Here is a 24,657-nt window from a genome sequence, read left to right on the forward strand (position 1 = left end):
GCGGAAACACTCATGAAGAAAACAGCACTCTGGAAAGACGCGTGGCGCGCCATCGCCGGCAACGGCAAACGCTTCGCCGCCATGCTCGTGATCGTAGCGGTCGGCGTGATGATGCTCGGCGGGCTCAACACCATAGCTCGGGATATTCGCGGTGGCATGGATGAATTCTTCGACAATACAGCCATGCACGACGTCTCCATCATCTCCACTCTCGGCTTTGATGATGACGATATTGCCGCGCTTAAACAGGTCGATGGTGTTGCCAAGGTCGCTGGCGAACACTCAGCCAGCGTGACCACGGCCATCGACGGCAAGCAATCTTCAGCAACCGTCACCACCTTAAACAATCAAGGCGTCGAACAGCCATATCTCAAGGATGGCAGGCTGCCGAAATCGACCCACGAAATCGCAGTAACCGAGCAGTACCTGAATGATAGTGGCAAATCGCTGGGTGATACCCTGACCTTCAAGCCTGATGATTCCGGCACTGCCGGAAGTGCTGCGGGTGATTCGGAAGGTACGTTTGCAGACGGTAAGTACACCATCGTCGGCACAGTGATCGACCCGAATGATATCGTGAACCCGACCGGTCCGCTGGCCTTGGTTTCCGGTGCGAAAACCGTCTACTCGATGTTCGTTGCCGAAGACTCGTTGCGTACCGTTGACGCTCCATATACGTCAGTGGTTATTACAGTGCTTGGAGCGAAGGCCCTGAACACCTATGATGACGACTATCTCAATGCCGTTGATGATGCGGTCGCCAACATCGAAGACATCCAAACGACCCGTGAGCAAGCGCGCACCGACGCCGTGCATCAAGCCAAGTGGATTATTCGCGACCGCAGCGCCGTGACCAGCTACGAGGATGTGAAAACCCAAACCGAAATGATCGCGCGCCTGGGTACGATGTTCCCGGTGCTGTTCCTCATCATCGCACTGCTGGTAAGCCTCACCGCCATCACGCGCATGGTAGAGGAGGATCGCGGACTCATCGGCACCTATAAAGCGCTCGGCTATACGCGTCACGAAATCATGCTTAAGTACTTGGTGTATTCGGGTGCTGCATGCCTGTTCGGCGGACTGCTCGGCGATGTATTGGGCTTGATTGGCCTGCCGTTCATGTTCACTCGAAAAGTCATTACTGATATGTATGTGCTGCCGAGTTATCCGCTGCTGGCTGACTGGCGACTTGCACTCGGTGGCGTACTGCTGTTCGTGGTCATCATTACCGGCGCTGCCATGATTGCTTGTGCTGGCTCGCTCAGGTTGGAGCCGGCCGAACTCATGCGCCCCAAGGCACCCAAGGCTGGTAAAACCATTTTTCTGCAGCGTATCGGATTCATCTGGAATCATTTGAGCTTCCTCGGCAAGGTGACCGCGCGCAACCTGTTCCGGTACAAGTCGCGTGCGTTGATGGTCATCATCGGCGTGCTCGGCTGCACGGCGTTGATGACTGCCGGATTCGGCATGGGCAGCTCGGCCTTGACGCTGATGCCGCGCCAGCACAGCGAGATTGCGCCCTACGATGTGATGGCTGTGACTTCTGCCGCTAATCATGACAAGGCTCAGAGCGCGCTGGATAATGATTCCGAAGTGAAATCCACCTTGCCTCTGCAACTTGGCAGCGTCACGCTTGCACCGGTACAACAGCCCGGCTCTGATACCACGGACGATGCGAAACTCGCTGCGCAGCTGATGGTCATTCCGGACGGCAAATCAACGGACGGCTACATCAATCTGCAAACGTCGGACGGCTCACCCATCGAGCTGAAGTTTGCGGATGGCGATATCGTCGTCACTGCCAATGCGGCGCGCAAGCTGGCGCTTACCTCCGGCTCCACCGTGAACCTCACCGACCAGATGGCCAACACTACCGATGCCACCGTGCACGAAGTTGCCCAGTACTACACCGGCAATCTGGTAGTCATGTCTCAGTCCACATATGAGCAGCTGTTTGATGCGGATTATGCGCCAAATGCTGACTTCATCAATGTGCGAGGCGACGATGATGCCCAAATCGCTTTCGCGGATGATTTGGCCGAGCAGAGCGAATACCTGTCGGTGACGAGTTCCGCCAAACAGGAGCGTGATTTCTCGAAGAGCTTCCAGTTGTTCTTCGTAATGATCGGCTTCATCGTGATCATGGCTGCAATCCTGGCTGTGGTGGTGCTCTACACGCTGGCCAGTACGAACATTTCCGAGCGCGAGCGCGAGCTGGCCACTATCAAGGTGCTCGGCTTCCGCAAGCGCGAGGTGCATGGGTATGTCAATAAGGAAATGTTGCTGCTGAGCGTCATCGGCATTGCGATCGGTATGCCGTGTGGACGCGGACTGCTTGGCTTCCTGGTGAGCCAGTTGGATCTGCCGGGCATGAACATCGTGCCGAACGTGCTCTGGTTCTGCTACGCGGGCGCGGCTGCGCTGGCACTCGCCTTCACGCTGCTGGTGAGTCTCGCCACCAACCGCTCTCTCGACCGTATCGACATGGTCGGCGCCCTAAAAAGCCCGGAGTGATGTAGCTTGCCTGCCGATTGGGCGGCTAATCCGCTCGTATTCCTTTGTAAGTTTGCGCAATTGACGGATGGTGTGCGAACTTACAAAGGATTTCAGCGGCAAAATCGTTTGTATGTTCGCGCGGCACCCGTGAATTGCGCGAACGTACGGATGCTGAAGGGGAAAACCAGCGGAAGCGTTGGTGCGGGGTGTTGGCGGAGGGGGAGAGGCGCGGGGCGTATTGTCTCCGCATTGGGCGCGAGACTTATAATGGTCAAGCGGGATTGAAGAGATCGTAAAGGATTGGCAATCATGGCTGCAGGGCGTCATGGGCGGTTAAGCGCCGACGAACAGGTTCGTATGAGACGTGTTTATGCCAGGCGTCGTGCTGTGGTTGCCGTGTGTGCAGTACTGGTTCTTCTTTTGGCCGGCCTGAGTGCGCATGCTGCAATGGGTGGATGGTCTCGAGGAACCGCACCCCGAAATCAGTCTGATATCGCGGCGCAAACCGTGGCGCAAACACCTTTCTCCACGATTGACCCCGTCGTGGAGCGCGACAATGTTCCACAGCCTAATCAGGCTATTCAGGAGCAACGCGATCAGGAGGCGGCGCGAGCTCGGTGGACCAATCCCACGGGCAGTCAGCCGGACCTGTCGCAGTACTCCAACTTGAGCGTGGACGTGAACCTTGCCGAGCAAAAAGTGTATGTGAAATCCAATGGGGAAACCATATATACGATGATTGCCAGCAGTGGCATGAATGACGCCACGCCACGAGGCAATTATGTGATTCAACAGCGCGGCACGCATTTCTACAATGCTTCCGAAGGCATGGGAGCTGATTATTGGGTGCGATTCCGAGGCAGCTACCTGTTCCATTCGGTGCCCACAGGGCCTGAGGCTGGTGATTACATTGCCAGCGAAGGCGAAAAGCTTGGTCAGCCGGCTTCGCATGGCTGTGTTCGACTGACCGTGGCCGATGCTCAATGGTTCTATAACCAGATTCCCGAAGGTACGCCGGTTACTATTGCGTGACACCCTGTAACGACTACACGCCGTACATATGATGGTATGGCAATTGTGTGCAGCGACTGAAATGTTGCGGCTGCAAAGCGGCTCAAGCACTCATGTGCCGGCATGCATGCGCAACCCCGATGGGTGCGCTGTATACCCGTTGTGGCATAATTGCCGAGGCAATTTTTGGGCATTGCCCTAGAAGTTTGATTTGAAAACAGGTGAATAACGTGGCACAGACTACCAATGACATCAAGAACGGTTCCGTCCTGAACCTGGACGGCCAGCTGTGGACCGTCATGAAGTTCCAGCACGTCAAGCCGGGCAAGGGCCCCGCTTTCGTGCGCACCACCATCAAGAACGTGCTTTCCGGCAAGATCGTTGACAAGACCTTCAACGCTGGCATGAAGATGGAATTCGAGACCGTGGACAACCGTACCCTCCAGTACTCCTACGAGGATGGCGACAACTTCGTGTTCATGGACATGACCACCTACGATCAGATCATGGTTCCGAAGACCCTCGTGGGCGACAAGGCCAAGTTCCTGCTCGAAGGCACCGACTGCCTGGTTTCCTTCCACGACGGCACCCCGCTGAACGTTGATCTGCCGGGTTCCGTGGTTCTGACCATCACCCACACTGAGCCGGGCCTGCAGGGCAACCGCTCCAACGCTGGCACCAAGCCGGCTACCGTTGAGACCGGCGCCGAGATTCAGGTGCCGCTGTTCATCAACGAAGGCGATCGCGTCAAGATCAACACCGAAGACGGCTCCTACACCGGCCGCGAGAACTGATTCTTTCCACAACACTGGAGGATTAGCAGCAGTATGGCACGTTCTACCGCGCGCAAGAGGGCTCTGAACACCCTGTATGAGGCAGATGAAAAGAGCCAGGATATCCTGTCTCTGCTCGATGAGCGTATCGCTCACCCGGGCGCTCAGACCCCGCTTCCTGACTACGCCATTGAAATTGTTCGTGGCGTGGCAGAACATCGTCGCCAAATCGACCGCACCCTGGATGATTGCTCCACGGGCTGGAAGGTCAGGCGCATGGGTGTGGTCGATCGCAACATTCTGCGTATCGCCACTTGGGAGATTCTGTTTAATGATGAGGTGCCGGGCAAGGTAGCCATCGATGAGGCATTGGCATTGGCCAAGACCTTGTGCGATGACGATGCTCCGGCGTTCATTCACGGTTTGCTTTCCGCTGTGTGCAATGCGAAGGATGCTGAACCGGCAACAGAAGATTCCACCGATGCCGTTGATTCTGCAGTTCCGTCCGCTGATGATCAGCAGACGGAAGAATAGTTATTGATTAAGCCTCCCCATTGTGGGGAGGCTTTTTCATGGGCAAGTGACACTTCGCTTGCACCATGTGAGCCGGTATAACCGGTTGCCTCCGCCAGCGAGGCATGGTTTGTGCGCTGCATTTCGCTCAGGCGGCGTGTGAGTCTTAGCTGGCCGTTAACCTTGGTACGAATACCCGAAACAGCATAAGGGGGTTTTGGTGAGCCAGAACGAGTCCGGAACCATCGCTATTCCGATGTATGACAAGGACGATGCAGTCCTCGTTTTGGAAGACGGACAGGTGTATGTGGGAGAGCCATATGGCGCCCTGGGCAAGACGACCGGTGAGATCGTCTTCGCCACCGGCATGACCGGATACCAGGAAACGCTCACCGATCCGAGCTACGATCGCCAGATCGTGGTGCAGACCTTCCCACACATCGGTGATACCGGTGTGAACAGCGAGGATCCTGAATCCTCCCGCATTTGGGTCGCCGGCTATGTGGTGCGTGATCCTTCCCCGAACGTCAGCAATTGGCGTGCCGAAGGCAGCTTGGATGACGACTTGAAGAAGAACGGCATCGTCTCCCTGAGCCACATCGATACCCGCAAGCTCGTGCGCCATCTGCGCTCCGCTGGTGTGATGCGTGCCGGCATCTTCTCCGGTGATGCTCTGCTTAATCCGGAAAACGGCAAGCTGCGTGATATCGACAGCATGCTTCAGGACGTGAAGAACACGCCGCAGATGCAGGGCCTGAGCCTGTACGATGAAGTCTCCACCAAGGAGATGTACACCATCGAGCCGTGCGGTGAATATGAAGGCAAGGAGCCGCTGTACACCGTGGCTGCAGTTGACCTCGGTATCAAGGGCATGACCCCGCACCGTATGGCTGAGCGTGGCTGCCGCGTGCATGTGGTGCCGTCCACCACCACGTTCGAGCAGATTGAAGCCCTGAACCCAGATGGTGTCTTCTTCTCCAATGGCCCGGGTGACCCGGAGCAGGCCGGTCCGGAAATCGAACTGCTGCGCAAGGTCTTGGACGCCGGATACCCGTTCTTCGGTATTTGCTTCGGCAATCAGCTGCTGGGCCGTTCCCTTGGCTTCGGCACCTACAAGCTGAAGTTCGGCCACCGAGGCATCAACCAGCCGGTCAAGGATGTGACCACCGGCAAGGTGGAAGTCACCGCCCATAACCACGGCTTCGCAGTCGATGCGCCGATCGGCAAGACTGTGGACGCCCCGTTTGAAAACGGCAAATATGGCAAGGTGTTCGTCTCCCACATCGATTTGAACGATGACGTGGTCGAAGGCCTGCAGTGCGTGGACATCCCCGCATTCTCCGTGCAGTACCACCCGGAGGCCGCAGCAGGCCCGCACGATGCGGCCTACCTGTTCGACCGTTTCTGCGAACTGATGAAGAACAACCCGCGCGACGCTCGCGCCAACAACGCCAACATCAAGGAAGGTAAGTGATATGCCGAAGCGCACCGACATCAAATCCGTGATGGTCATCGGCTCCGGCCCGATCGTAATCGGTCAGGCTGCGGAGTTCGATTACTCGGGCACCCAGGCATGCCGCGTCCTTCGTGAGGAAGGCATCCGCGTCATCCTCGTCAACTCGAACCCGGCCACCATCATGACCGACCCCGAGATGGCCGATGCCACCTACATCGAACCGATTGCCACCCCGATTCTTGAGCAGATCATCGCCAAGGAACGTCCGGACGCACTGCTGCCGACCCTCGGTGGCCAGACCGCACTGAATGCCGCTATGGCACTGGGCGAGGCCGGCGTACTGAAGAAGTACAACGTCGAGCTCATCGGCGCATCCCTGGAAGCCATTGACCGTGGCGAGGACCGCGAACTGTTCAAGAAGGTTGTGGATGAGGCAGGTGCCGAATCCGCACGTTCCCGCATCGCCCACAGCCTTGAAGAATGCGATCGTATTGCCGAAGAGCTTGGCTACCCGCTGGTCGTGCGCCCGAGCTTCACGATGGGTGGTCTGGGTTCCGGCATCGCTCACGATGAAGAGGAACTGCACCGCATCGCCGGCGCTGGCATCCACTACTCTCCGACTGACGAGGTGCTGATCGAAGAAGGCATCGAGGGCTGGAAGGAATTCGAGCTCGAGCTCATGCGCGACCGCAACGACAACGTCGTGGTCGTCTGCCCGATTGAAAACGTTGACCCGGTGGGTGTGCACACGGGTGATTCCATCACCGTGGCCCCCTGCTTCACGCTGACCGATCGTGAATACCAGAAGCTGCGCGATATCGGCATCGCCATCATCCGTGGCGTGGGCGTGGACACCGGTGGCTGCAACATTCAGTTCGCCATTCACCCGGACACCGGCCGCATCATCGTCATCGAGATGAACCCGCGCGTTTCCCGTTCCTCCGCACTGGCTTCCAAGGCCACCGGTTTCCCGATCGCCAAGATCGCCACCAAGCTGGCCCTCGGCTACACGCTGGATGAGATTCGCAACGACATCACCCAGTCCACCCCGGCTTCCTTCGAGCCGACCATCGACTACGTGGTCACCAAGGTGCCGCGCTTCGCATTCGAGAAGTTCCCGGGTGCCGATCCAACCCTGACCACCTCCATGAAGTCGGTGGGCGAGGCTATGGCTCTGGCAGGCAACTTCCAGGAGTCTCTGGGCAAGGCCATGCGCTCCATCGATAAGCGCCACATGGGCTTCAACTGGGACGGTGAGAAGCCGTCCGCCGAAGAAGTCGCCGAGCTGCTCGAAAAGGTGCATGTGCCGACCGAGCACCGCTACCTGCAGCTGATGCGCGCCATCTGGGGCGGTGCCACCGTCGAACAGTTGTATGCAGCCACCAAGATCGATCCGTGGTTCTTGAAGCAGATCACGCTGATCAACGACATGGCCATGACCGTTCGCGCGGCTGAAACCCTGACGCCGAAGCTGCTCAAGAAGGCTAAGCTCGCAGGCCTCTCCGACGTGCAGATCGCACACCTGCGTGGTCTGGGCGACGAAGGCGAGAACACCATCCGTGAACTGCGCTGGAATTATGGCATCCGCCCGGTCTACAAGACTGTGGACACCTGCGCCGCCGAGTTCGATGCGGCAACCCCGTATTACTACTCCTGCTACACCGACGAAACCGAACTTCGTCCGCGCGAGCGTGAAGCCGTGATTATTCTCGGATCCGGCCCGAACCGTATCGGTCAGGGCATCGAGTTCGACTACACCTGCGTGCACGCGGTGCAGGAGCTCGGCAAGGACTATGACACCATCATGGTCAACTGCAACCCGGAGACCGTGTCCACCGATTACGACATGTCCGACCGCCTCTACTTCGAGCCGCTCACCTTCGAAGACGTGCTCGAAATCTACGAGGCCGAAAAGAAGATGGGGCCGGTCAAGGGCGTTATCGTGCAACTCGGCGGTCAGACGCCGCTCTCGCTTGCAGCTCGTCTGAAGGCTGCTGGCGTGCCGATCTTGGGCACCACGCCGGAATCCATCGACCTGGCTGAGAACCGTGAGCTCTTCGGCGAAGTGCTGAAGAAGGCTGAAATGAACGCACCGCGCTACGGCACCGCTCTGAGCCTCGAAGAGGCTATGGATGCAGCCCACCGCATTGGCTACCCGGTGCTGGTGCGTCCGAGCTACGTGCTCGGCGGCCGCGGCATGGAAATCGTCTACGACGACAAGCAGCTCACCAAGTACGTGGACCGTGCACTGGCCGAGGCTCAGGCCGATACCGTGGTCTCGGGCCGTCTGCCATCCCCGCTGCTCATCGACAAGTTCCTGCAGGATGCCATCGAAATCGACGTCGACGCACTGTTCGACGGCGAAGAACTGTACATCGGCGGCATTATGGAACACGTCGAGGAGGCTGGCGTGCACTCTGGCGATGCCGCCTGCACCCTGCCGCCGTCCACCCTGTCCGATGATCAGATTCGTCGCCTCAGGGAAGGCACCTACGCCATCGCCAAGGGCTGCCATGTGCAGGGCCTGATCAACGTGCAGTACGCCTTCATGGCCAACACACTGTATGTGATCGAAGCCAACCCGCGCGCCTCCCGTACCGTGCCGTTCGCCTCCAAGGCCACCGGCGTGGCTCTGGCCAAGGCCGCAGCCCGCATCATGGCCGGCGAAACCATCGAAGACCAGCGCAAGAACGGTCTGCTGCTGCCCAAGGGCGATGGTGGCGTAATGCACCGCGGCCAGCAGGTGGCGGTCAAGGAATCCGTGATGCCGTTCAAGCGCTTCCGCACCCCGGTGGGCAAGACCGTGGACATCCTCCTCGGACCTGAGATGCGCTCCACTGGTGAGGTTATGGGCTTCGACCGTGACTTCCCGCACGCATTCGCCAAGAGCCAGCTTGCCGCCTATGACGGTGGCCTGCCGACCTCCGGCAACGTGTTCATCTCCGTGAACGACACCGACAAGCGTCAGCTGCCGCTGCTCGCCGTACGTCTGGTGGAACTCGGCTTCAAGATCTGGGCAACCGAAGGCACCGCCTCCGTGCTGCGCCGTTACGGCATCGACTCCAACATTGTCGACAAGATTAGCACGCGTATGGATACCGATCCGGAAGCACCGGTGGTTGTGCACCATGCCGAAGGTTCCGTGGGCAAGAACGTGGTTCAGCTCATCGAGGACGGCAAGATCGATATGATCCTCAACACGCCGAACTCCCGCGGCTCCCGCTCGGACGGTTACTCCATTCGTGCGGCCGCTATTGCCGCCGATTTGCCGCAGTTCACTACGGTTACGGAATTCCAGGCAGCGCTGCTCGCCATCGAGGCCGTGAAGCATAATGATTACCAGATCATGAGCATCCAGGATCATTCGAAGCAGCTGTTCGAATTGGAGAGACAGGAGTTCTGATGGTTATTTCTAGCGGCGAGGAGCTACAAGCTCAGCGTTCCGATTTTGGTTTACGGTTGAGCAATTCGATGGCCAAATACGGACCATTATGTGTCGGTATTGACCCGCATCGAAAGCTCCTCACCGACTGGGGATATAACGTCGACGCCGAAGGCGCTGAACTCTTCTCTATGCGCATGCTGCAGGCCGCCAATGGCAGGGCTGCAGCCGTGAAATTCCAATCATCTATGTTCGAGCGTTACGGATCCAAAGGATTCGAAGCGCTCGAGCGTGTGCTCTACGCAGCACGCCAGATGGGTGTCATCACCATCGTGGACTGCTTGCACGGTGGCCTATCCACCACCATCTCCGCTATCGCCGATGCCTACTTCAAGCCGGGCGCACCAATGCTGGCCGATGCCATCACGCTGCTGCCATACTATGGCGCACGTTCCTTGAACGGTCTGATTTCCGAAGCCTTGGAAAACGGACGTGGTGTGTTCATCGCATCACTGACCTCGAACCCTGAAGGCATGAGCCTGCAGACGTCGATTCGTCAAAGTGGCGAATACAAGGGCCGCACCGTGGCCTATGGCATCGCATCCACCGCGCAGAAGCATAATGCCGGCATTGAAGGCATGGGTTCTGTGGGGCTGATTATCGGTGCGACCATCGGCCAGTGGATGCAGGATTCTGGTGTGGATCCCTCCAAGTTCACCGGCCCGATCTTGTCTCCCGGTTACGGCTGGCAGGGCGCGGAAGCCAAGGATTTGAAGACCGTGTTCAAGGGCACCCGTGGCAACGTGCTGGTTACGGTGTCCCGCTTCATCGCTTCGCATGGTCCGGACATCGCGGCGCTGAGCCAAGCAACCGAATCCATTGCCTTGGACGTGCGCCAGGCACTGCTTGAAGCCACTGTTGAAGGCGAGAATACCCAAACAAAATAACGTGGGTAATGGCTCTGTACATCTGCATAAGCGATATACGTATGTATAAAGGGGTCATAAGAATCCTGTCGGCGTGACTGCAAAACGCGCACAGAATATATCGGCATTTCGTAATGACAACGCCGATATTTTCATTACGAATCCAGGTTGTTATCGAGGAGGAACTATGAGCGAACATACGCCTACAGGCCGTTTGATTGTGCTGACTGGCCCGACTGCTGTGGGCAAGGGAACCGTTGAAGCGAAGCTGCGCGCCGACCATCCGGAGGTGTGGGTTTCGGTTTCAGCCACCACCCGTCAGCCGCGCCCGGGCGAGGTCAATGGCGTGAACTATTGGTTCCTCACGGAAGATGAATTCGTGTCTAAGGAAAAGGCCGGCGAATTCTTGGAAACCGCCGTGGTGCACGGCATGGCCCACTACGGTACCCTGTTGAAGCCGGTCGAAGAACACTTGGCTCAGGGTGTGCCCACGATTCTTGAAATCGATCTGCAAGGTGCACGTCGCGTCAAGCAGCGCGCCGCCGAACTCGGCCTTGAAGTAGTGTATGTGTTCATCGCGCCGCCGAGTTTCGAGGAATTGAAGCGCCGCCTCATCAGTCGCGGCACCGAAACCCCGGAGCAGCAGGCTCGCCGTTTGGAAACCGCGAAGGTTGAATTGGCTGCGGAAAACGAATTCGATGTGACCATCGTCAATAACACCGTCGATCAGGCTGCTGAAGATCTCTGGAACGTTATCGCCAAGGAATACGGCCTGTAAAAGCCCCGCACATAGGCAAGAACAGCTCCATACATTTATCGGCGGTTCTTACTTAACAAATCGGTGGAATGCTCCTACCGTATGAGGTATGAGCATTCCAACCAAATATCCAATGAAGCAATATCTGGCTGGCATCGTTGAAGCTCTGAAGTCCGCTCCAGGCAATGGTGCCAACCCCAATGATGTGGAAACCATTCGTTTCTACTCTGAACTTGGCAATGACGCGCCCGACTCGCAATGGCCGAACGTGCTGGTAGCCATCGCACATGTCACCAAGGCCGCTTCCTATGACCCGCAGGTCAAGAAAGCTTTCGCTGATGCAGGCGGTTTCGGCTATGTGAAAGATGCTCAGCATGCCATTATGGAGTCGTTGACCGTGGATGCTGAAAAACTAGTCGCCAAACGCGGGTGACCGCAGCTAAGCACATGAAGCCCCTCACAAAGAGGGGCTTCATTGGTATTGCCTCGAATTACCGAAGCACAAGCTGCTGATGAAGAATCTCGGCACTGGTTTTCGCCGGTACCGTTCGCCAATCAATAGTCGAAGCCTCGCAATGTTCCGCGGTGTACTGATGCATCCATTCCAAGCATTCCTGCGTCTGAATGGCATCGCTTAATGCGCGGTGCTCCTCGTTGTCCGCAATGCCAAATCGAACGATGAGATCAGCCAAACGATGATGTTTGAACTCAGGGAATAGTACTCGACTGATCTGCATGGTGTCATAATCCATGCAGGCAAACGGCGAACCTGCGATATGACGGGTGTTGTAGTCAAGGAACCGTAAATCAAAACTGACATTATGGCCGACAATCGGTTCTGCAATGGATTCCCGCTGTGAATCGGCAGCAAGCCAATTGATAAACCGGGGGAGCACATCGTCAATCGGGTCCAGGTCCGCCACCATAGCATCGTTAATGCCGGTCAACGCCGTTATTTGTCGGGGGATCGGACGCAGCGGATTCACCAGTTCCTGAAACTGGTCGACAATTCGCCCATCGCGCACGCGAACGGCACCGATCTCCGTAATCGCACAACGATTCGGGTAGAAGCCGGTGGTCTCCAAATCCAGTGTCACATAATCGCGCGGAAAACCTAATGCATCCAGCTCAGATGGCACCTCGTGCTGCATTGCCTTGATTCCATTAGGCCTTCCGAAAACAGTAATGCCGGAATTCGTCACGATGGCTCCTCGTTGCTGTAAGTATCAGTTCACATGCTTGCACGCATGCTGCACATGCTCGCTTGGATATTGTAACGGAATCAACATAGTAAGACCCCGTTGGTGTGGCTATATCTTGCTGATGAATCAGCTGAACACACCAACGGGGTTCGGGGCTATTGGAGCCGGATTGCGGGAATTACTTCACTTGTTCGGTGATGATATCCTGCAGCTTATCGGTCAGATCGTTGAGTTCCTTTGATGGATTAGCATTGTCCTCCGCATCCCTGAACTCATCGCTGAGCTTGGTCGAAGCGTCATAGGGGAACTGCAAATCATAGAATTTGTTGATGAGGCTATACATCTGGTCGTAGGCATCGGTACCGTATTCGATGGTGTTCGGATCGCCCAACGCTTGCATTTGCTTGAGAATCTCGCTCGCCGAAGCCAGATAGTCCTTGAGTGATTTCGCATATTCCGGAATGCCACTGACCTTGGAATCCGTGAGCTTATCCAAAGCGGCAGTGCATTCAGAAATATAGGTATCGTACTCGCTGTAAAAACCGCTATCGTACAGCGATGCAGTAGGCGCTTCATCGCAAGCTTTAGTTGCTTCGCTCATTGGCACGGCGGTGTCGGCAAGATTATTCGCCCAAGTGGAGAATTTCTTCGCCTTGGCCTGATATTTGTCAAACGCTTGTTTGACATCCTCATCCTTCTGATAAGCCTTCATCTGAGTGAACTGAGTGTTTGCATCATCGAATGCCTTCACCTTGGTCTTGATTTTGGCTGCATCATCCTTGGTGAATTTGGAGGATGAACTATACGACGTAGCCATAGCATCGACTAGGCTGGCGGAAACCTTGCTGTACTTCGTGTACATTGCTGTGGTTTGCTGGTGCGCGTCAATATAGTCGTCTTGAGTGAGCGAACCGGGTTTCACCACAAACACCACAATAAGAATGATGACAACGACAGCTGCAACAGCGCCGACGATGATGCCGATAAGCGACTTCTGCGAGAGCTTCTTCTTAGGTGCCGGAACGCCCGGTTGTTGCGGATAACCGGGAATTGGCTGGCCGGGTGGCACTGGTGCGCCGGGACGAGCGGGCATGGGCTGCTGCCATGCCGGAATGTTTTGCCCAGGTTGCGCGGGTTGTCCCTGATTATTCGGTGCGAATTGATGCTGATTGGGAATTGGCTGGCCCGGTTGCTGCCACGGCGCGGATTGTCCGGATGGTCCTTGAACAGGCTGCTGAGGGTAATAGTGCGGCTGGCCTGACTGATTGGTTGGAACAGTTTGATGGGGCAGTGGCTGTTGCCAAGGTGCCGGTGATTGCTGCCAGGGTTGTGGCTGTTGTGGTTGCTGTGGCTGTCCCGGAGCGGCTTGTTGTTGCCAGGGCTGTGACTGGTTCAGCTGAGGCTGATGAGGCAACGGCTGTGCTGGATTGGAGGCAGGTTGGACATCAGATACTGGAGTAGTCGACTGATCGAATGGTATCTGCTCATTGTTGTGCATGGGATCGTCGTTGGAATGTTCATCGCTCATGAACTTGAGTCCTTTCTCTCAACATTCGCTTTAGCCCAACTTTGGACTCCCCAAAAGTGAATGCTTACCACACAGCCTATCACCGCCCGCGATGGTTCAGAAGGCAACGACAGCATTTCACAGATCGACAGAGCAATGCGTGCAGGTTGCACGTTACGCTCGGTACGCCTCGTCATCGTATATATTGGTGTGGTTGGTACGGCGACGAACTATGCCGGGCGGAAAGCGGGAATAGCATGAAACGGATTGTGGCAGGCATTGTGGCGCATGTGGATGCTGGGAAAACCACATTATCCGAGGCGTTGCTGTATCGTTCCGGTGAAATCCGCAAGCTTGGCCGTGTGGATCATGGCGACGCTTTTTTGGATACGAATGCGTTGGAAAAGGCGCGAGGCATCACTATTTTTGCGCATCAGGCATTGGTGGAGCATGGCGACCTCAAGCTCACGTTGCTGGATACGCCGGGCCATGTGGATTTTGCCGCCGAAACCGAACGCGTATTGAACGTACTGGATTATGCGATTCTGGTGGTATCTGGTACTGATGGAGTGCAGGGCCATACGGAAACGTTGTGGCGTTTGCTGGCACGGTATCATGTGCCGACGTTCATCTTCGTCAACAAATGCGATGCCGCGGGATTCGATAGGGAAGCGGTGCTGGCGCAACTGCGCAAACGATTAAGTGATGCGGTGTTCCCATTCCCGCTGGTAGAGGACTGCGCTGATGCTGATGTCCCAGTGGATTTCGGCAATGACGCTGAAGACATCGCCACGCTTGATGAGCAGGCGATGAATGAATACCTGGAACAAGGCATAATAACGGTTGAACGGGTACGCCGGATGATTCAATCGCGTGAGCTGTTCCCCGTTTACTTCGGCTCGGCTTTAAAGCTCGAAGGCGTGGAGGAATTCCTTGACGGCATGGAGGTATTCACTCGGGAGCCTGATTGGCCGAATGATTTCGGGGCGCAAGTATTCAAAATCGCACACGATAATCAGCACAATCGTATGACATGGTTGCGCGTAACCGGTGGCGTGCTGAAGGCCAAAGAGATGGTGAGCGGTAATACTATCGTCGCGCCTGCACAGTCGGATGGCGAACAATGGCAGGAAAAAATCGATCAGGTACGTATCTATAACGGAGCCAAATTCGAGACCGTGACCGAGGTGCCGGCAGGCGGCGTGTGCGCGGTCACCGGCCTGACCCGTACGTTCCCGGGCGCAGGATTGGGTGCTGAATCCAATGCCGAAGCACCGGTGTTGCAGCCAGTGCTTACGTACACGGTATTGCCGGCCGAGGCAGCCGGTATGGCTGACTTAATGGCTTCCGGTAAAGCGTCAGCGGCAGGAGAGCGCGGCAATACGGCATCCGATGATGAGGACACGGACGAATCCACTGACGCTCGGGAATCATCGCCCGCTGAGCCGGTGATGATTCCGAAGTTCGATGATTTGACCTTACATAAGGTACTTGCTGCCTTGCGTGAACTCGAGGATGAAGATCCGCTGCTGCACGTGATCTGGGTGGAGCGGCTGCAGGAAATCCATGTGCAGCTGATGGGTGCCGTGCAACTGGAGATTATTCAACAGACATTGTCCGAACGATTCGGATTGAATGTGGCGTTTGGTGCGGGCTCGATTCTGTATCGTGAAACGATTACCGAGGCGATTGAAGGCGTTGGCCATTTCGAGCCATTGCGTCACTATGCCGAAGCGCATATTCTGCTGGAGCCAGGAGAGCCTGGAAGTGGCGTGAACGTAGCCTCCGCCATGTCCGAAAACGATTTGGACCGCAATTGGCAGCGACTGATTCTCACCCATCTGACCGAACGCGAACATTTGGGTGTGCTGATTGGGGCGCCGCTCACCGATATCAAGATGACCTTGGTGGCTGGCAAAGCGCACTTGAAGCATACGGAAGGCGGTGACTTCCGCCAAGCCACGTACCGTGCGATTCGCCAAGGATTGATGGAAGCGCATACCGGCGTGATCGGCCATCCGCAAACGCCGGTTGATGAACGTCCGGATACCAGTGAAGTGGGCAATTGCCGCATTCTGGAACCGTGGTATCGGTTCAGATTGGAAGTGCCGAGCGAGATGATCGGCCGTGCGATGAGCGATATTCAGCGTATGGCCGGCACTTTCGATTCACCTGCCGATGATGGCGAATATGCGGTGATTACGGGTTCCGCTCCGGTTTCCGAAATGCGTGATTACGCAATGGACGTCAGCCAGTACACGCATGGCCGCGGCCGATTCTCTGCAACTTTCGGCGGATACCGGCCATGCCATAACGAAGATCAGGTGATTCGCGCAGCGCAATATGATCCGGAATCAGATTTGGACAATACTCCGGATTCGGTCTTCTGCGCCCACGGTGCCGGCTATCCAGTCAAATGGTACAAAGTCCCGGAATTCAAGCACCTCGATTACGCCTACCAAATCTGAGGGCGAACGAAGCTGTTTGATTCTAGGAATCGCTGAATATCGCGCATTTCCGGCATGTTGATGGAGTGTGCCATACCGGGGTAGATCTGCTCGGTCAGCTTGCTATGGGCAGCCCAGAAATCGCTCATGGCCTGTACGTCAGCAGCGGGGAAAATATCGTCGATTGAGCCGTGGCCATAGAACACCGGGCGTTGCAGGGCTTTCAGCTCCTCGTCGCCGGGCATTGCGCCCGGAGCAAGCCAGCCGGAACAGGAAACAGCGGCAGCATACCGTTCAGGATTGAAGCGCAGCATATGGCAGGCCAATAGTCCACCTTGCGAGAATCCCATCGTCACCACAGGGCGATTAGCAGGAATGTTCTCACTGACCCACGTATCGATGGCTTGCGCGGCTTCGAGCGCCTGCACATCAAGGGAAGCGCCTTCCGGCACGCCCTCATGAGCCCAATCGCCAAACCATGTGTACCCCATGCCATAAGCGATAGGAGCCTGCAAACTGGCATAATCAGCCGAGCCCGCGCCACAATAGTTCAATAAATCAGGCAAATCATATTCATTGGAACCCCAGCCATGCAGCAGCAGGAACACAGGAGCGGAATCCGGGCCATTCAAACGGGTCAAAGCCTTCGTGATCTTCATAGTTCCCCTAGTCTAGTAGCCTCATCGCTCACACTGCATTCATAAGACCCTATAACCAACCTCTATAACCAAACGGTATCGTTGAGCGCTGAAATACTTTACGATTACCAGCGGGGGCTTGAATATATCGATTGTTCAGCCCCCGAATCGTTTCTTGCACATGATGCCCTATCCGGTTGCGGCATCGTGATCATGATGAACGCTATTGAAGAGACTAAGAGACAACAAGACATGAGAGAGCTGAAGAGAAAGGAGTGCGTCCGTGGCATTTGACTGGTCGTTTGTACAACGCTACGCACCCTTCTTCGTCAACGGCACCTTAATGACCATATTCATTTCGGTGTTCGGCATCCTGCTCGCCATAGCAGTGGGACTGATTTGCGCTGGCATAGAAATCGCTCGCATTCCCGTGGCCCGTCAGATAGTACGCGTGTACATTGAGCTAAGCCGCAACACCCCGCTGCTGGTGCAACTGTATTTCCTATACTTCGGCCTGCCCAAACTGGGTGTGGTCTGGTCGGCTCAAACCTGCGCCATCGTCGGTCTCGGATTCCTTGGCGGCTCCTATATGGCCGAAGCCATGCGCGGCGGATTGGAATCGGTGCCGAATGTGCAGCGCGAAACCGCTTACGTGCTGGGCCTGACACCACTGCAATCCATTACCCGAGTAGTGCTGCCGCAAGCCATTTCCACCGCGGTACCCGGACTGGTGGCCAACGTGATCTTCCTGTTCAAGGAATCCAGCGTGGTCTCCGCCATCGCGCTCGCAGACGTGATGTATATGGCCAAGGATCTGATCGGCATGTATTACAGCACCTATGAGTCACTGTTCATGCTGATCGTGGCCTACTTGGTGATTCTGCTGCCGATTTCTATCTTCGGTACATGGTTGGAGAGGAGGTTTGACTATGCACGGCGCTGAAATTCTTCTTCAACCGGGAGTCTTCCCCCGTTTGTTGCAAGGACTGTGGGTCACCGTTTGGATTGCCGGCGTATCCGTAGGCGTATCCATTCCCGTGGGTCTGCTGGTCGGCTGGCTGATGACATTGAAGAACCCGGTGGTGCGCGCCATCATGCGCGTCTACCTTGACTTCATTCGTATCATGCCGCAGCTGGCCTTGCTGTTTCTCGCCTACTACGGTTTTGCCCGCTGGTTCGATTGGAATCTGGATGCTACTGGCGCTTGCGTGCTCGTGTTTATTCTGTGGGGCGGTGCGGAACTTGGCGATCTGGTACGTGGCGCATTGCAGTCGATTCCCAAAGCGCAATACGAATCCAGCTATGTGCTTGGCTTGAGCCCGTGGCAGACGTTCTCCCGAGTGATTCTGCCGCAGGCCGTGCGTAGACTGCTGCCAGCCAGCGTGAACCTGGCCACGCGCATTGTGAAAACCACTTCATTGGCTGTGCTGCTTGGTGTGGTCGAAGTGATCAAGGTGGGCCAGCAGATTATCGACGCCAACCGATTCCAATTCCCCACAGGAACCTTGTGGATTTACGGAGCAATCTTCTTCATGTACTTCATTGTGTGCTGGCCGCTGTCCATCGTGGCCCGCCGTCTGGAAAAGAGGTGGTCGCATGACTGAACAAACCCAGCCCAACGCAGTTAATTCCGAAGCTATCGCAGCATTCGAGACTTCCGGGCCTTCTGCAGTATCCGACTGCAAAGGCTTCGAAGTCAAGCATCTGGTCAAGCAGTATGCCAATGCAGACAAGCCGGTGCTAGACGATATCTCCTTCAAGGTAGAGCATGGCACGGTGCTGGTGGTGCTCGGGCCTTCCGGCTCTGGAAAATCCACGCTATTGCGCACCCTCGCCGGTCTTGAGCCGATTCAGGGCGGCACCATCTCCATCAATGAGAAGGTAATTGACGAGGGCAAGCCCGGCACCGAAAAAGCCGGACGCTCCAATCGTTCCAGTGAACTGCGTACGCGTATCGGCATGGTGTTCCAAAGCTACGACCTGTTTCCGAACAAAACCGTGCTGGGCAACATTACGATGGCACCGGTGCTCGTACAGAAGCGAGACAAGGCGGAAGTTGAAGCTGAAGCACTGAAACTACTCGAACGAGTAGGCCTTGCCGATCGTAAGAACGCTTGGCCGCATGAGCTCTCCGGCGGTCAGCGGCAACGCGTCGCCATCTGCCGAGCCCTGATTCTTCATCCGGAAGTACTGCTGCTCGATGAGATTACCGCAGCACTTGACCCGGAAATGGTGCGTGAAGTGCTTGACGTGGTGCTCGAACTGGCCAAGGCCGGGCAGACCATGCTCATCGTGACCCATGAAATGCAGTTCGCTCGCGCTATTGCCGATCATGTGATTCTGCTGGACGGTGGCCACATCGTCGAGGAATCACATGATGCGCACGCGTTCTTTGCCCACCCGCAAACCGAACGCGCCCAGCAATTCCTGCGCACCTTCGAATTTGAGTGACTTCATAACTGAACTGGATAACTGAATAACCCATCACAACCAAGAAATAATAAGAGAGAAGGGAAGAGCCAATGACCATCAAGATTGGCAACGCTTTCAAGACAATCATCGCCACCGGAGCGGCCCTGATGATGGCCGTCTCCGTGGCCGCATGCGGTCCGAGCGCTGGAACCCCGTCCGACTCCGCATCCTCCGATTCCAGCTCCTCCAGCTCCAGCGCAAACGCCAAGGCGCGCACGCTGGACGAGATTAAGAAGAGCGGCAAGATCAAGATCGCCGTCTTCTCCGATAAGGCTCCGTTCGGCTATGTGGATCAGGACGGCAAGTACCAGGGTTATGACGTGGTCTTCGCCGAGCGCTTGGCCAAGGATTTGGGCGTTGACGTGGAATACACTTCAGTGGATCCGGCCGCTCGCGTGGACGTGCTCACCTCCAACAAGGTGGATTTGGTGCTCGCCAACTTTACCGTGACCGATGAGCGCGCTGAAAAGGTGGACTTCGCAAAGCCATACATGAAGGTGGCACTCGGTGTGGTCTCCCCGGAAGACGCTCAGATTACCGATGTGAGCCAGTTGGATGGCAAGACCCTGATTATCGCCAAGGGCACCACCGCTGAAACCTGGTTCGAGAAGAACGCTCCGAACGTTACGCTGCAGAAGTACGACCAGTACGCTGACGCCTACAATGCGCTGCTGGACGGCCGCGGCGACGCCTTCTCCACCGACAACACCGAGGTGCTGGCTTGGGCCAAGGCCAACAAGGGCTTCAAGGTGGGTATCACCCACTTGGGCGATGATGACACCATTGCTCCCGCCGTGCAGAAGGGCAACAAGGAGCTGCTCGACTTCGTGAACGAGGAAATCGCCAAGCTTGGCGAAGAGAACTTCTTCCACAAGGATTACGAGCAGACCCTCGAGCCGGTCTACGGTGATGAAGTGGATCCCGATGAGATTGTGGTAGAAGGCGGAGAGCTCTGACACATAGCCTTCCATAACCAACACATATAACAACGCCGGCCTTAAGGCCGGCGTTTTGCGTTATGGTCGAAACTGTGCCAAGCAAGGAATGTCCTTGCTGCATAAGGCCAATGAATTCTAGCAACTCAAAGGGGGTGCGCAATGACCAGGTTCAACACTCAGCTCGTCCACGGACTGCCGGTTGACGATAACAACACCGGAGCCGTGAACCCGCCGATCTACAACTCCACGACATATGCCTTCGAGAGGGTCGATGCGATGCCTCGCTATGACTATGCTCGAAGCGGCAATCCAACCCGCGATTTTCTTGAGCGCCAGATCTCACAGCTCGAGGAAGGCACACGAGGATTCGCTTTCGCTTCCGGCCTTGCCGCGATTCACGCCGTGCTTTCCATCTTCAAGCCGGGCGACCGCATTGTAGTGGGAGACAATATCTACGGCGGTACTTACTCGCAGCTCAATGAATTTTTCACCCGCTGGGGTCTGCAAGTCGACGCCGTCGACACGCAGGACCTGACCGCTCTCACCGCAGCTGTGCAGGGCGATCCCGAGAACGGCATCGCGCCAGCACAGGCCGTCTACTTTGAAACCATCACCAACCCATTGCTCAAAGTCAACGACGTACGCGGTATTGCCGCAGTCGCTCACCGTTTCGGTGCGCTGACCATCGTGGATAACACGTTCGTCACTCCATATCTGCAGAAGCCGCTTTCCCTCGGCGCGGACGTGGTGATTCATTCCGCCACCAAATACTTGGCCGGTCACTCCGACGTGAACGCCGGTTTGGTAGTGGCATCCGGCGAGGATTTGGCCAACCGCATCTACTTCGCACAGAATCGTTTGGGTGGCGTTCTGGCACCGGCCGAATGCGATGCGGTACGCCGTGGTATTCAGACCCTCGCTCTGCGCATGGATCGTCAGCAGGAGAACGCGCTCGCCGTGGGCCGTTACCTGCTCGCTCACCCACTGGTGAAGTCCGTGCATTACCCAGGTCTTCCAGGAGCCGGAGACCAGCGTCTTGCGGCCAAAGGTTTGAAGGGTGCCGGTGGCGTACTGAGCTTTGAGGTTGTTCCGGGAGTCGATCCCGCGGACCTGCTCAATAATCTGCATGTATTCCGTCTGGCCGTTTCACTGGGCGCGGTCGAATCCCTGGCCGAACTGCCTTGTCGTATGACCCACTTCGAACTGCCACGCGAAGAACGCCTCAAAGTCGGTATCACCGATGAACTGGTACGTCTTTCTTTGGGCATCGAAGATGCGGCCGACCTCATCGAAGATTTGGGACAGGCGTTCGATATCGCCTATGAGCAGTACCTCAAGCGTCATGCCGGCTCTGACGTGTTCGCACAAATAACGGAGGAGGCATTCGCCTAGCGAATGTGAAATGTGCAATACATTTCCCAGACTATCGCAGACATGAATTGGGGCTGACATACATATGGGTATCGCATCCGAAAACGAGGAGTTCGCCACACGCGCGATTCATGCGGGATACAATCCGCTGGAATACGGACATGCGGCAGTGCCTCCTATCTACGCATCCGCCGCATTCGACTTGGAGAATGCCGTACGTGGCGATGCGCTTGCGGGCGGACTCATCGACGGATTCGAATACTCCCGTGTGGCCAACCCCACTGTTGACGTATTGGAAAAACGTCTGGCCGCTCTGGAAGGCGGCATTGGAGCTGTAGCCGTTGGCTCCGGTATGGCTGCGGTGAGTTACGCGCTGATGTGCGCAGGCGAGGGCGGTGGTAGAATCATCGCTCCCAGCAATTTATATGGTGCAAGCGTGGATGCACTCGGTGATTTTCTACCACAATTCGGCATCCACACGGATTTCGTCAAAAGCATCAACGACTTGTCTGAAGTGGAATCACGTATTGGTCCGGATACGCGAGCGATTTTCACGGAAACCGTGGCCAATCCCTCCACGGAATTGTTGGACATCGAGCCGCTTGCACAGTTGGCGCACAGCCACGGCATCGCCCTGATCGTAGACAACACCGTGCCGACGCCCTACCTGTTGCGTCCGATTGAATTCGGTGCGGATATCGTCGTACATTCCACAACCAAAGGCATCACCGGCCACGGCAATGCGATTGGTGGCGCTATCATCGATGCCGGCAAATTCGATTGGGCCAACGGTCGATTTCCGCAGTTCACCACCCGGCAGCAGGTTATTAGTGACGACCGCAATAACGAGTGGCACAGTTTTGCCAGCAAGTATGGCAATGCTGCATTCATTAAGCGCATTCGCATCAAATACTTGCGAACGTTCGGTGCCGTGGCCAGTCCATTCAATGCGTACCTATCGTTGATCGGGTTGGAAACATTGCCGCAGCGAGTCAGCCAGCAGGTGGCTTCCGCGCAGCATATCGCTCAACATTTGAGCCGTGCCGCCCATGTGATGAAAGTCAATTATTCTGGGCTGGGCTATACGCCGCAATACGAGCTGGTAGGCAAGTATTTTCCGCGCGGTGTTGGTCAGATTCTCTCATTCCTGGTAGATGGCAGTGCGGATAACGTGCGCCGCATCATCGATGGCACCAAGCTGTTCTCCTATGTGCCGAACATTGGAGACGCTCGTTCGCTGATCGTTGATCCAGCACATATCACGCATCGCGAGGTGCCAGCTGAAGCGCGTATCGCGGCCGGTGTGAGCGACAATCTCATTCGATTGTCCATCGGATTGGAAAACGTGAACGATCTCATTGCTGATTTGGATCAGGCGATTGCTCATGCATACTGAGCGTTGCAGCTGTTCGTTGTGAGAATAATCTGTGCTGTTATTCTTAAGGACATTGTGAACTTGGGGTTGACATAGTGAAGAAAGGACAGAACATGGCTATTGATGTGTATGGTGCAACATGGTGTGGCGATTGCAAGCAGGCAAAGCGCACGCTTGAGGAACTTGGCACCGAATATAACTGGCACAACATTGAAACCGAAGATGGTGCCGCCGATCGTGCGGTGGCCATTAGCGGACAGCAGCATATTCCGGTGGTACTGTACCCGGATGGCAGCTTCCAAGTGGAACCTTCCGCAGTGGATATCAAGAACAAAGTCAGCGAACTGGGATTGTAAGAGACAGTTTCAGAACCGTTGAGCGATTGCCGTACCGGTGCAATCGCTTTTTTATTGACAGGAATTGGCTGTTCGACATCGGCTGTTTATTGATGTGAATAGCTGTTCATAGGTAACGCATATAGCCACGCCGAAACATGAGCATATGGGCGAGTCTACGGTGAATGGTTGTACGGCGGAGCGGCTCTGGCGTACGGAACAGTAATGATAAGGGAAGTAGCAGCATGATTCAGATCAGGGGCGTGAGCAAAAGCTTCGAGGGCACCAAGGTGCTTGACGGGCTTGACCTTGACATTCCTCGTCAGAATGTGGTCACTATTATCGGGCCTTCAGGTTCCGGCAAGTCCACGCTGCTGCGCATTCTGGATTTTCTCGAGCATGCTGATTCCGGCACCGTTGACTTTGGTGATGGGGCAGTGGATTTAACCACCACCAAAACTGCTGATATACGCAAAGTACGTTCCAAAATCGGGTTCGTATTCCAGAATTACAACCTGTTTTTGAACAAGAACGCGTTGGAAAACGTAGCTGAACCACTGATTTATGCCAAAGGGTTGAAGCCCGACGAAGCTCGCAAGATTGCAGCCGAACAGCTTGATCGTGTGGGATTGGCCGATTATCAGGATCGATTCCCAAGCACATTGTCGGGTGGACAGCAGCAGCGCGTAGGCATTGCTCGCGCGGTAGCCATGAATCCTGAATTGCTGGTGCTTGATGAGCCGACTTCGGCACTGGATCCCGAAATGGTGACCGGTGTGCTTGAAGTCATCAAGCAGCTCGGCAAAGATGGCATGACGATGCTGATGGTCACTCACGAAATGCGTTTCGCTTATGAAGCTTCGAACCATGTGGTGTTCATCGAGGGTGGTCATGTGATTGAACAGGGTGACCCGAAGCAGCTCTTCGAACATCCACGAGAAGAACGTACCGCCGAATTCCTGTCGTCCACGAATAATGTGCTGATGATTCCCGCATCACGATAGCGGCGAGCTGAAGCACCAGAATTCACAGTTGTTGATTCAACCATTGATGACAAT

22 protein-coding genes are annotated in these 24,657 nt (G+C 55.9%); 19 read left to right on the top strand and 3 right to left on the bottom strand.

What is annotated here, in order from left to right; genetic code table 11:
- Positions 1-12: 12 nt before the first annotated feature.
- The 9 genes from BISA_RS01180 to BISA_RS01220 all read left to right on the top strand — a co-directional run bounded on the left by BISA_RS01180 (position 13) and on the right by BISA_RS01220 (position 11,747).
- The gene (locus BISA_RS01180) at positions 13-2,514 is read left to right on the top strand and encodes an ABC transporter permease (RefSeq protein ID WP_033889684.1); all 2,502 of its coding nucleotides are present in this window, start codon (positions 13-15) and stop codon (positions 2,512-2,514) included.
- 291 nt (positions 2,515-2,805) lie between these two features.
- Entirely contained in the window at positions 2,806-3,528 is a 723-nt protein-coding gene (locus BISA_RS01185; RefSeq protein ID WP_081889952.1) for a L,D-transpeptidase, read from the top strand.
- A gap of 209 nt (positions 3,529-3,737) precedes the next feature.
- Positions 3,738-4,301 carry an elongation factor P gene (gene efp, locus BISA_RS01190; protein ID WP_033889801.1) on the top strand — a complete coding sequence of 188 codons (564 nt, stop codon included), beginning with the start codon at positions 3,738-3,740 and terminating at the stop codon, positions 4,299-4,301.
- 33 nt (positions 4,302-4,334) lie between these two features.
- Positions 4,335-4,814 (top strand): transcription antitermination factor NusB, encoded by a 480-nt coding sequence (nusB, locus tag BISA_RS01195; protein ID WP_051917259.1) that lies wholly within the window; start codon positions 4,335-4,337, stop codon positions 4,812-4,814.
- 235 nt (positions 4,815-5,049) lie between these two features.
- Positions 5,050-6,267 carry a glutamine-hydrolyzing carbamoyl-phosphate synthase small subunit gene (gene carA / locus BISA_RS01200; protein WP_051917273.1) on the top strand — a complete coding sequence of 406 codons (1,218 nt, stop codon included), beginning with the start codon at positions 5,050-5,052 and terminating at the stop codon, positions 6,265-6,267.
- 1 nt (position 6,268) lies between these two features.
- Positions 6,269-9,652, top strand: coding sequence for a carbamoyl-phosphate synthase large subunit (gene carB, locus BISA_RS01205; RefSeq protein ID WP_033889686.1), 3,384 nt, complete (start codon positions 6,269-6,271; stop codon positions 9,650-9,652).
- Positions 9,652-10,578: an orotidine-5'-phosphate decarboxylase gene (gene pyrF / locus BISA_RS01210; RefSeq protein ID WP_033889687.1), complete on the top strand. Its 927-nt coding sequence runs from the start codon at positions 9,652-9,654 to the stop codon at positions 10,576-10,578. The genes carB and pyrF overlap by 1 nt, the downstream gene beginning before the upstream one ends.
- A 166-nt stretch (positions 10,579-10,744) precedes the next feature.
- Complete coding sequence (gene gmk / locus BISA_RS01215) at positions 10,745-11,335, top strand: guanylate kinase (RefSeq protein ID WP_033889688.1); 591 nt, start codon at positions 10,745-10,747, stop codon at positions 11,333-11,335.
- Between the two features lie 88 nt (positions 11,336-11,423).
- Positions 11,424-11,747 (top strand): hypothetical protein, encoded by a 324-nt coding sequence (locus BISA_RS01220; RefSeq protein WP_033889689.1) that lies wholly within the window; start codon positions 11,424-11,426, stop codon positions 11,745-11,747.
- A 58-nt stretch (positions 11,748-11,805) separates the two neighbouring features.
- Here BISA_RS01220 and BISA_RS01225 read toward each other — a convergent pair whose 3' ends face one another.
- Positions 11,806-12,516 carry a 3'-5' exonuclease gene (locus BISA_RS01225; RefSeq protein WP_033889690.1) on the bottom strand — a complete coding sequence of 237 codons (711 nt, stop codon included), beginning with the start codon at positions 12,514-12,516 and terminating at the stop codon, positions 11,806-11,808.
- Between the two features lie 178 nt (positions 12,517-12,694).
- Positions 12,695-13,609 carry a hypothetical protein gene (locus BISA_RS12140; protein WP_051917260.1) on the bottom strand — a complete coding sequence of 305 codons (915 nt, stop codon included), beginning with the start codon at positions 13,607-13,609 and terminating at the stop codon, positions 12,695-12,697.
- A gap of 122 nt (positions 13,610-13,731) precedes the next feature.
- Here BISA_RS12140 and BISA_RS01235 point away from each other — a divergent pair, with 122 nt between their 5' ends.
- Together BISA_RS01235 and BISA_RS01240 are read left to right on the top strand one after the other, a co-directional pair.
- The gene (locus BISA_RS01235) at positions 13,732-13,977 is read left to right on the top strand and encodes a hypothetical protein (RefSeq protein WP_152597167.1); all 246 of its coding nucleotides are present in this window, start codon (positions 13,732-13,734) and stop codon (positions 13,975-13,977) included.
- Positions 13,978-14,280: 303 nt separating this feature from the next.
- Positions 14,281-16,491 carry a GTP-binding protein gene (locus BISA_RS01240; protein WP_033889692.1) on the top strand — a complete coding sequence of 737 codons (2,211 nt, stop codon included), beginning with the start codon at positions 14,281-14,283 and terminating at the stop codon, positions 16,489-16,491.
- Here the strand turns inward: BISA_RS01240 and BISA_RS01245 are convergent.
- Positions 16,479-17,129: an alpha/beta hydrolase gene (locus tag BISA_RS01245; RefSeq protein ID WP_033889693.1), complete on the bottom strand. Its 651-nt coding sequence runs from the start codon at positions 17,127-17,129 to the stop codon at positions 16,479-16,481. The two genes, BISA_RS01240 and BISA_RS01245, sit on opposite strands and share 13 nt — an antisense overlap.
- A gap of 262 nt (positions 17,130-17,391) precedes the next feature.
- On the opposite strand from BISA_RS01245, the gene BISA_RS01250 reads away from it, so the two are divergent.
- The 8 genes from BISA_RS01250 (at position 17,392) to BISA_RS01285 (ending at position 24,603) form a co-directional block, all read left to right on the top strand.
- On the top strand, positions 17,392-18,051 hold the full coding sequence (locus tag BISA_RS01250; RefSeq protein ID WP_033889694.1) for an amino acid ABC transporter permease: 660 nt from the start codon (positions 17,392-17,394) through the stop codon (positions 18,049-18,051).
- Complete coding sequence (locus BISA_RS01255; protein ID WP_033889695.1) at positions 18,038-18,712, top strand: amino acid ABC transporter permease; 675 nt, start codon at positions 18,038-18,040, stop codon at positions 18,710-18,712. The genes BISA_RS01250 and BISA_RS01255 overlap by 14 nt, the downstream gene beginning before the upstream one ends.
- Positions 18,705-19,559 (top strand): amino acid ABC transporter ATP-binding protein, encoded by an 855-nt coding sequence (locus tag BISA_RS01260; RefSeq protein ID WP_237746054.1) that lies wholly within the window; start codon positions 18,705-18,707, stop codon positions 19,557-19,559. Before BISA_RS01255 ends, BISA_RS01260 begins: the two co-directional genes overlap by 8 nt.
- A gap of 71 nt (positions 19,560-19,630) precedes the next feature.
- Entirely contained in the window at positions 19,631-20,536 is a 906-nt protein-coding gene (locus tag BISA_RS01265) for a cysteine ABC transporter substrate-binding protein (RefSeq protein ID WP_033889696.1), read from the top strand.
- A gap of 141 nt (positions 20,537-20,677) precedes the next feature.
- Positions 20,678-21,910 (top strand): trans-sulfuration enzyme family protein, encoded by a 1,233-nt coding sequence (locus BISA_RS01270; RefSeq protein ID WP_033889697.1) that lies wholly within the window; start codon positions 20,678-20,680, stop codon positions 21,908-21,910.
- A 64-nt stretch (positions 21,911-21,974) separates the two neighbouring features.
- Positions 21,975-23,285, top strand: a complete 1,311-nt coding sequence (locus tag BISA_RS01275; protein ID WP_033889698.1) for an O-acetylhomoserine aminocarboxypropyltransferase/cysteine synthase family protein — start codon at positions 21,975-21,977, stop codon at positions 23,283-23,285.
- A gap of 92 nt (positions 23,286-23,377) precedes the next feature.
- Positions 23,378-23,620, top strand: a complete 243-nt coding sequence (locus BISA_RS01280; protein WP_033889699.1) for a mycoredoxin — start codon at positions 23,378-23,380, stop codon at positions 23,618-23,620.
- Positions 23,621-23,844: 224 nt separating this feature from the next.
- Complete coding sequence (locus BISA_RS01285; protein WP_033889700.1) at positions 23,845-24,603, top strand: amino acid ABC transporter ATP-binding protein; 759 nt, start codon at positions 23,845-23,847, stop codon at positions 24,601-24,603.
- Positions 24,604-24,657: the final 54 nt, after the last annotated feature.

The sequence above is a fragment of the Bifidobacterium saguini DSM 23967 genome (assembly GCF_000741715.1).
Classification (GTDB): domain Bacteria; phylum Actinomycetota; class Actinomycetes; order Actinomycetales; family Bifidobacteriaceae; genus Bifidobacterium; species Bifidobacterium saguini.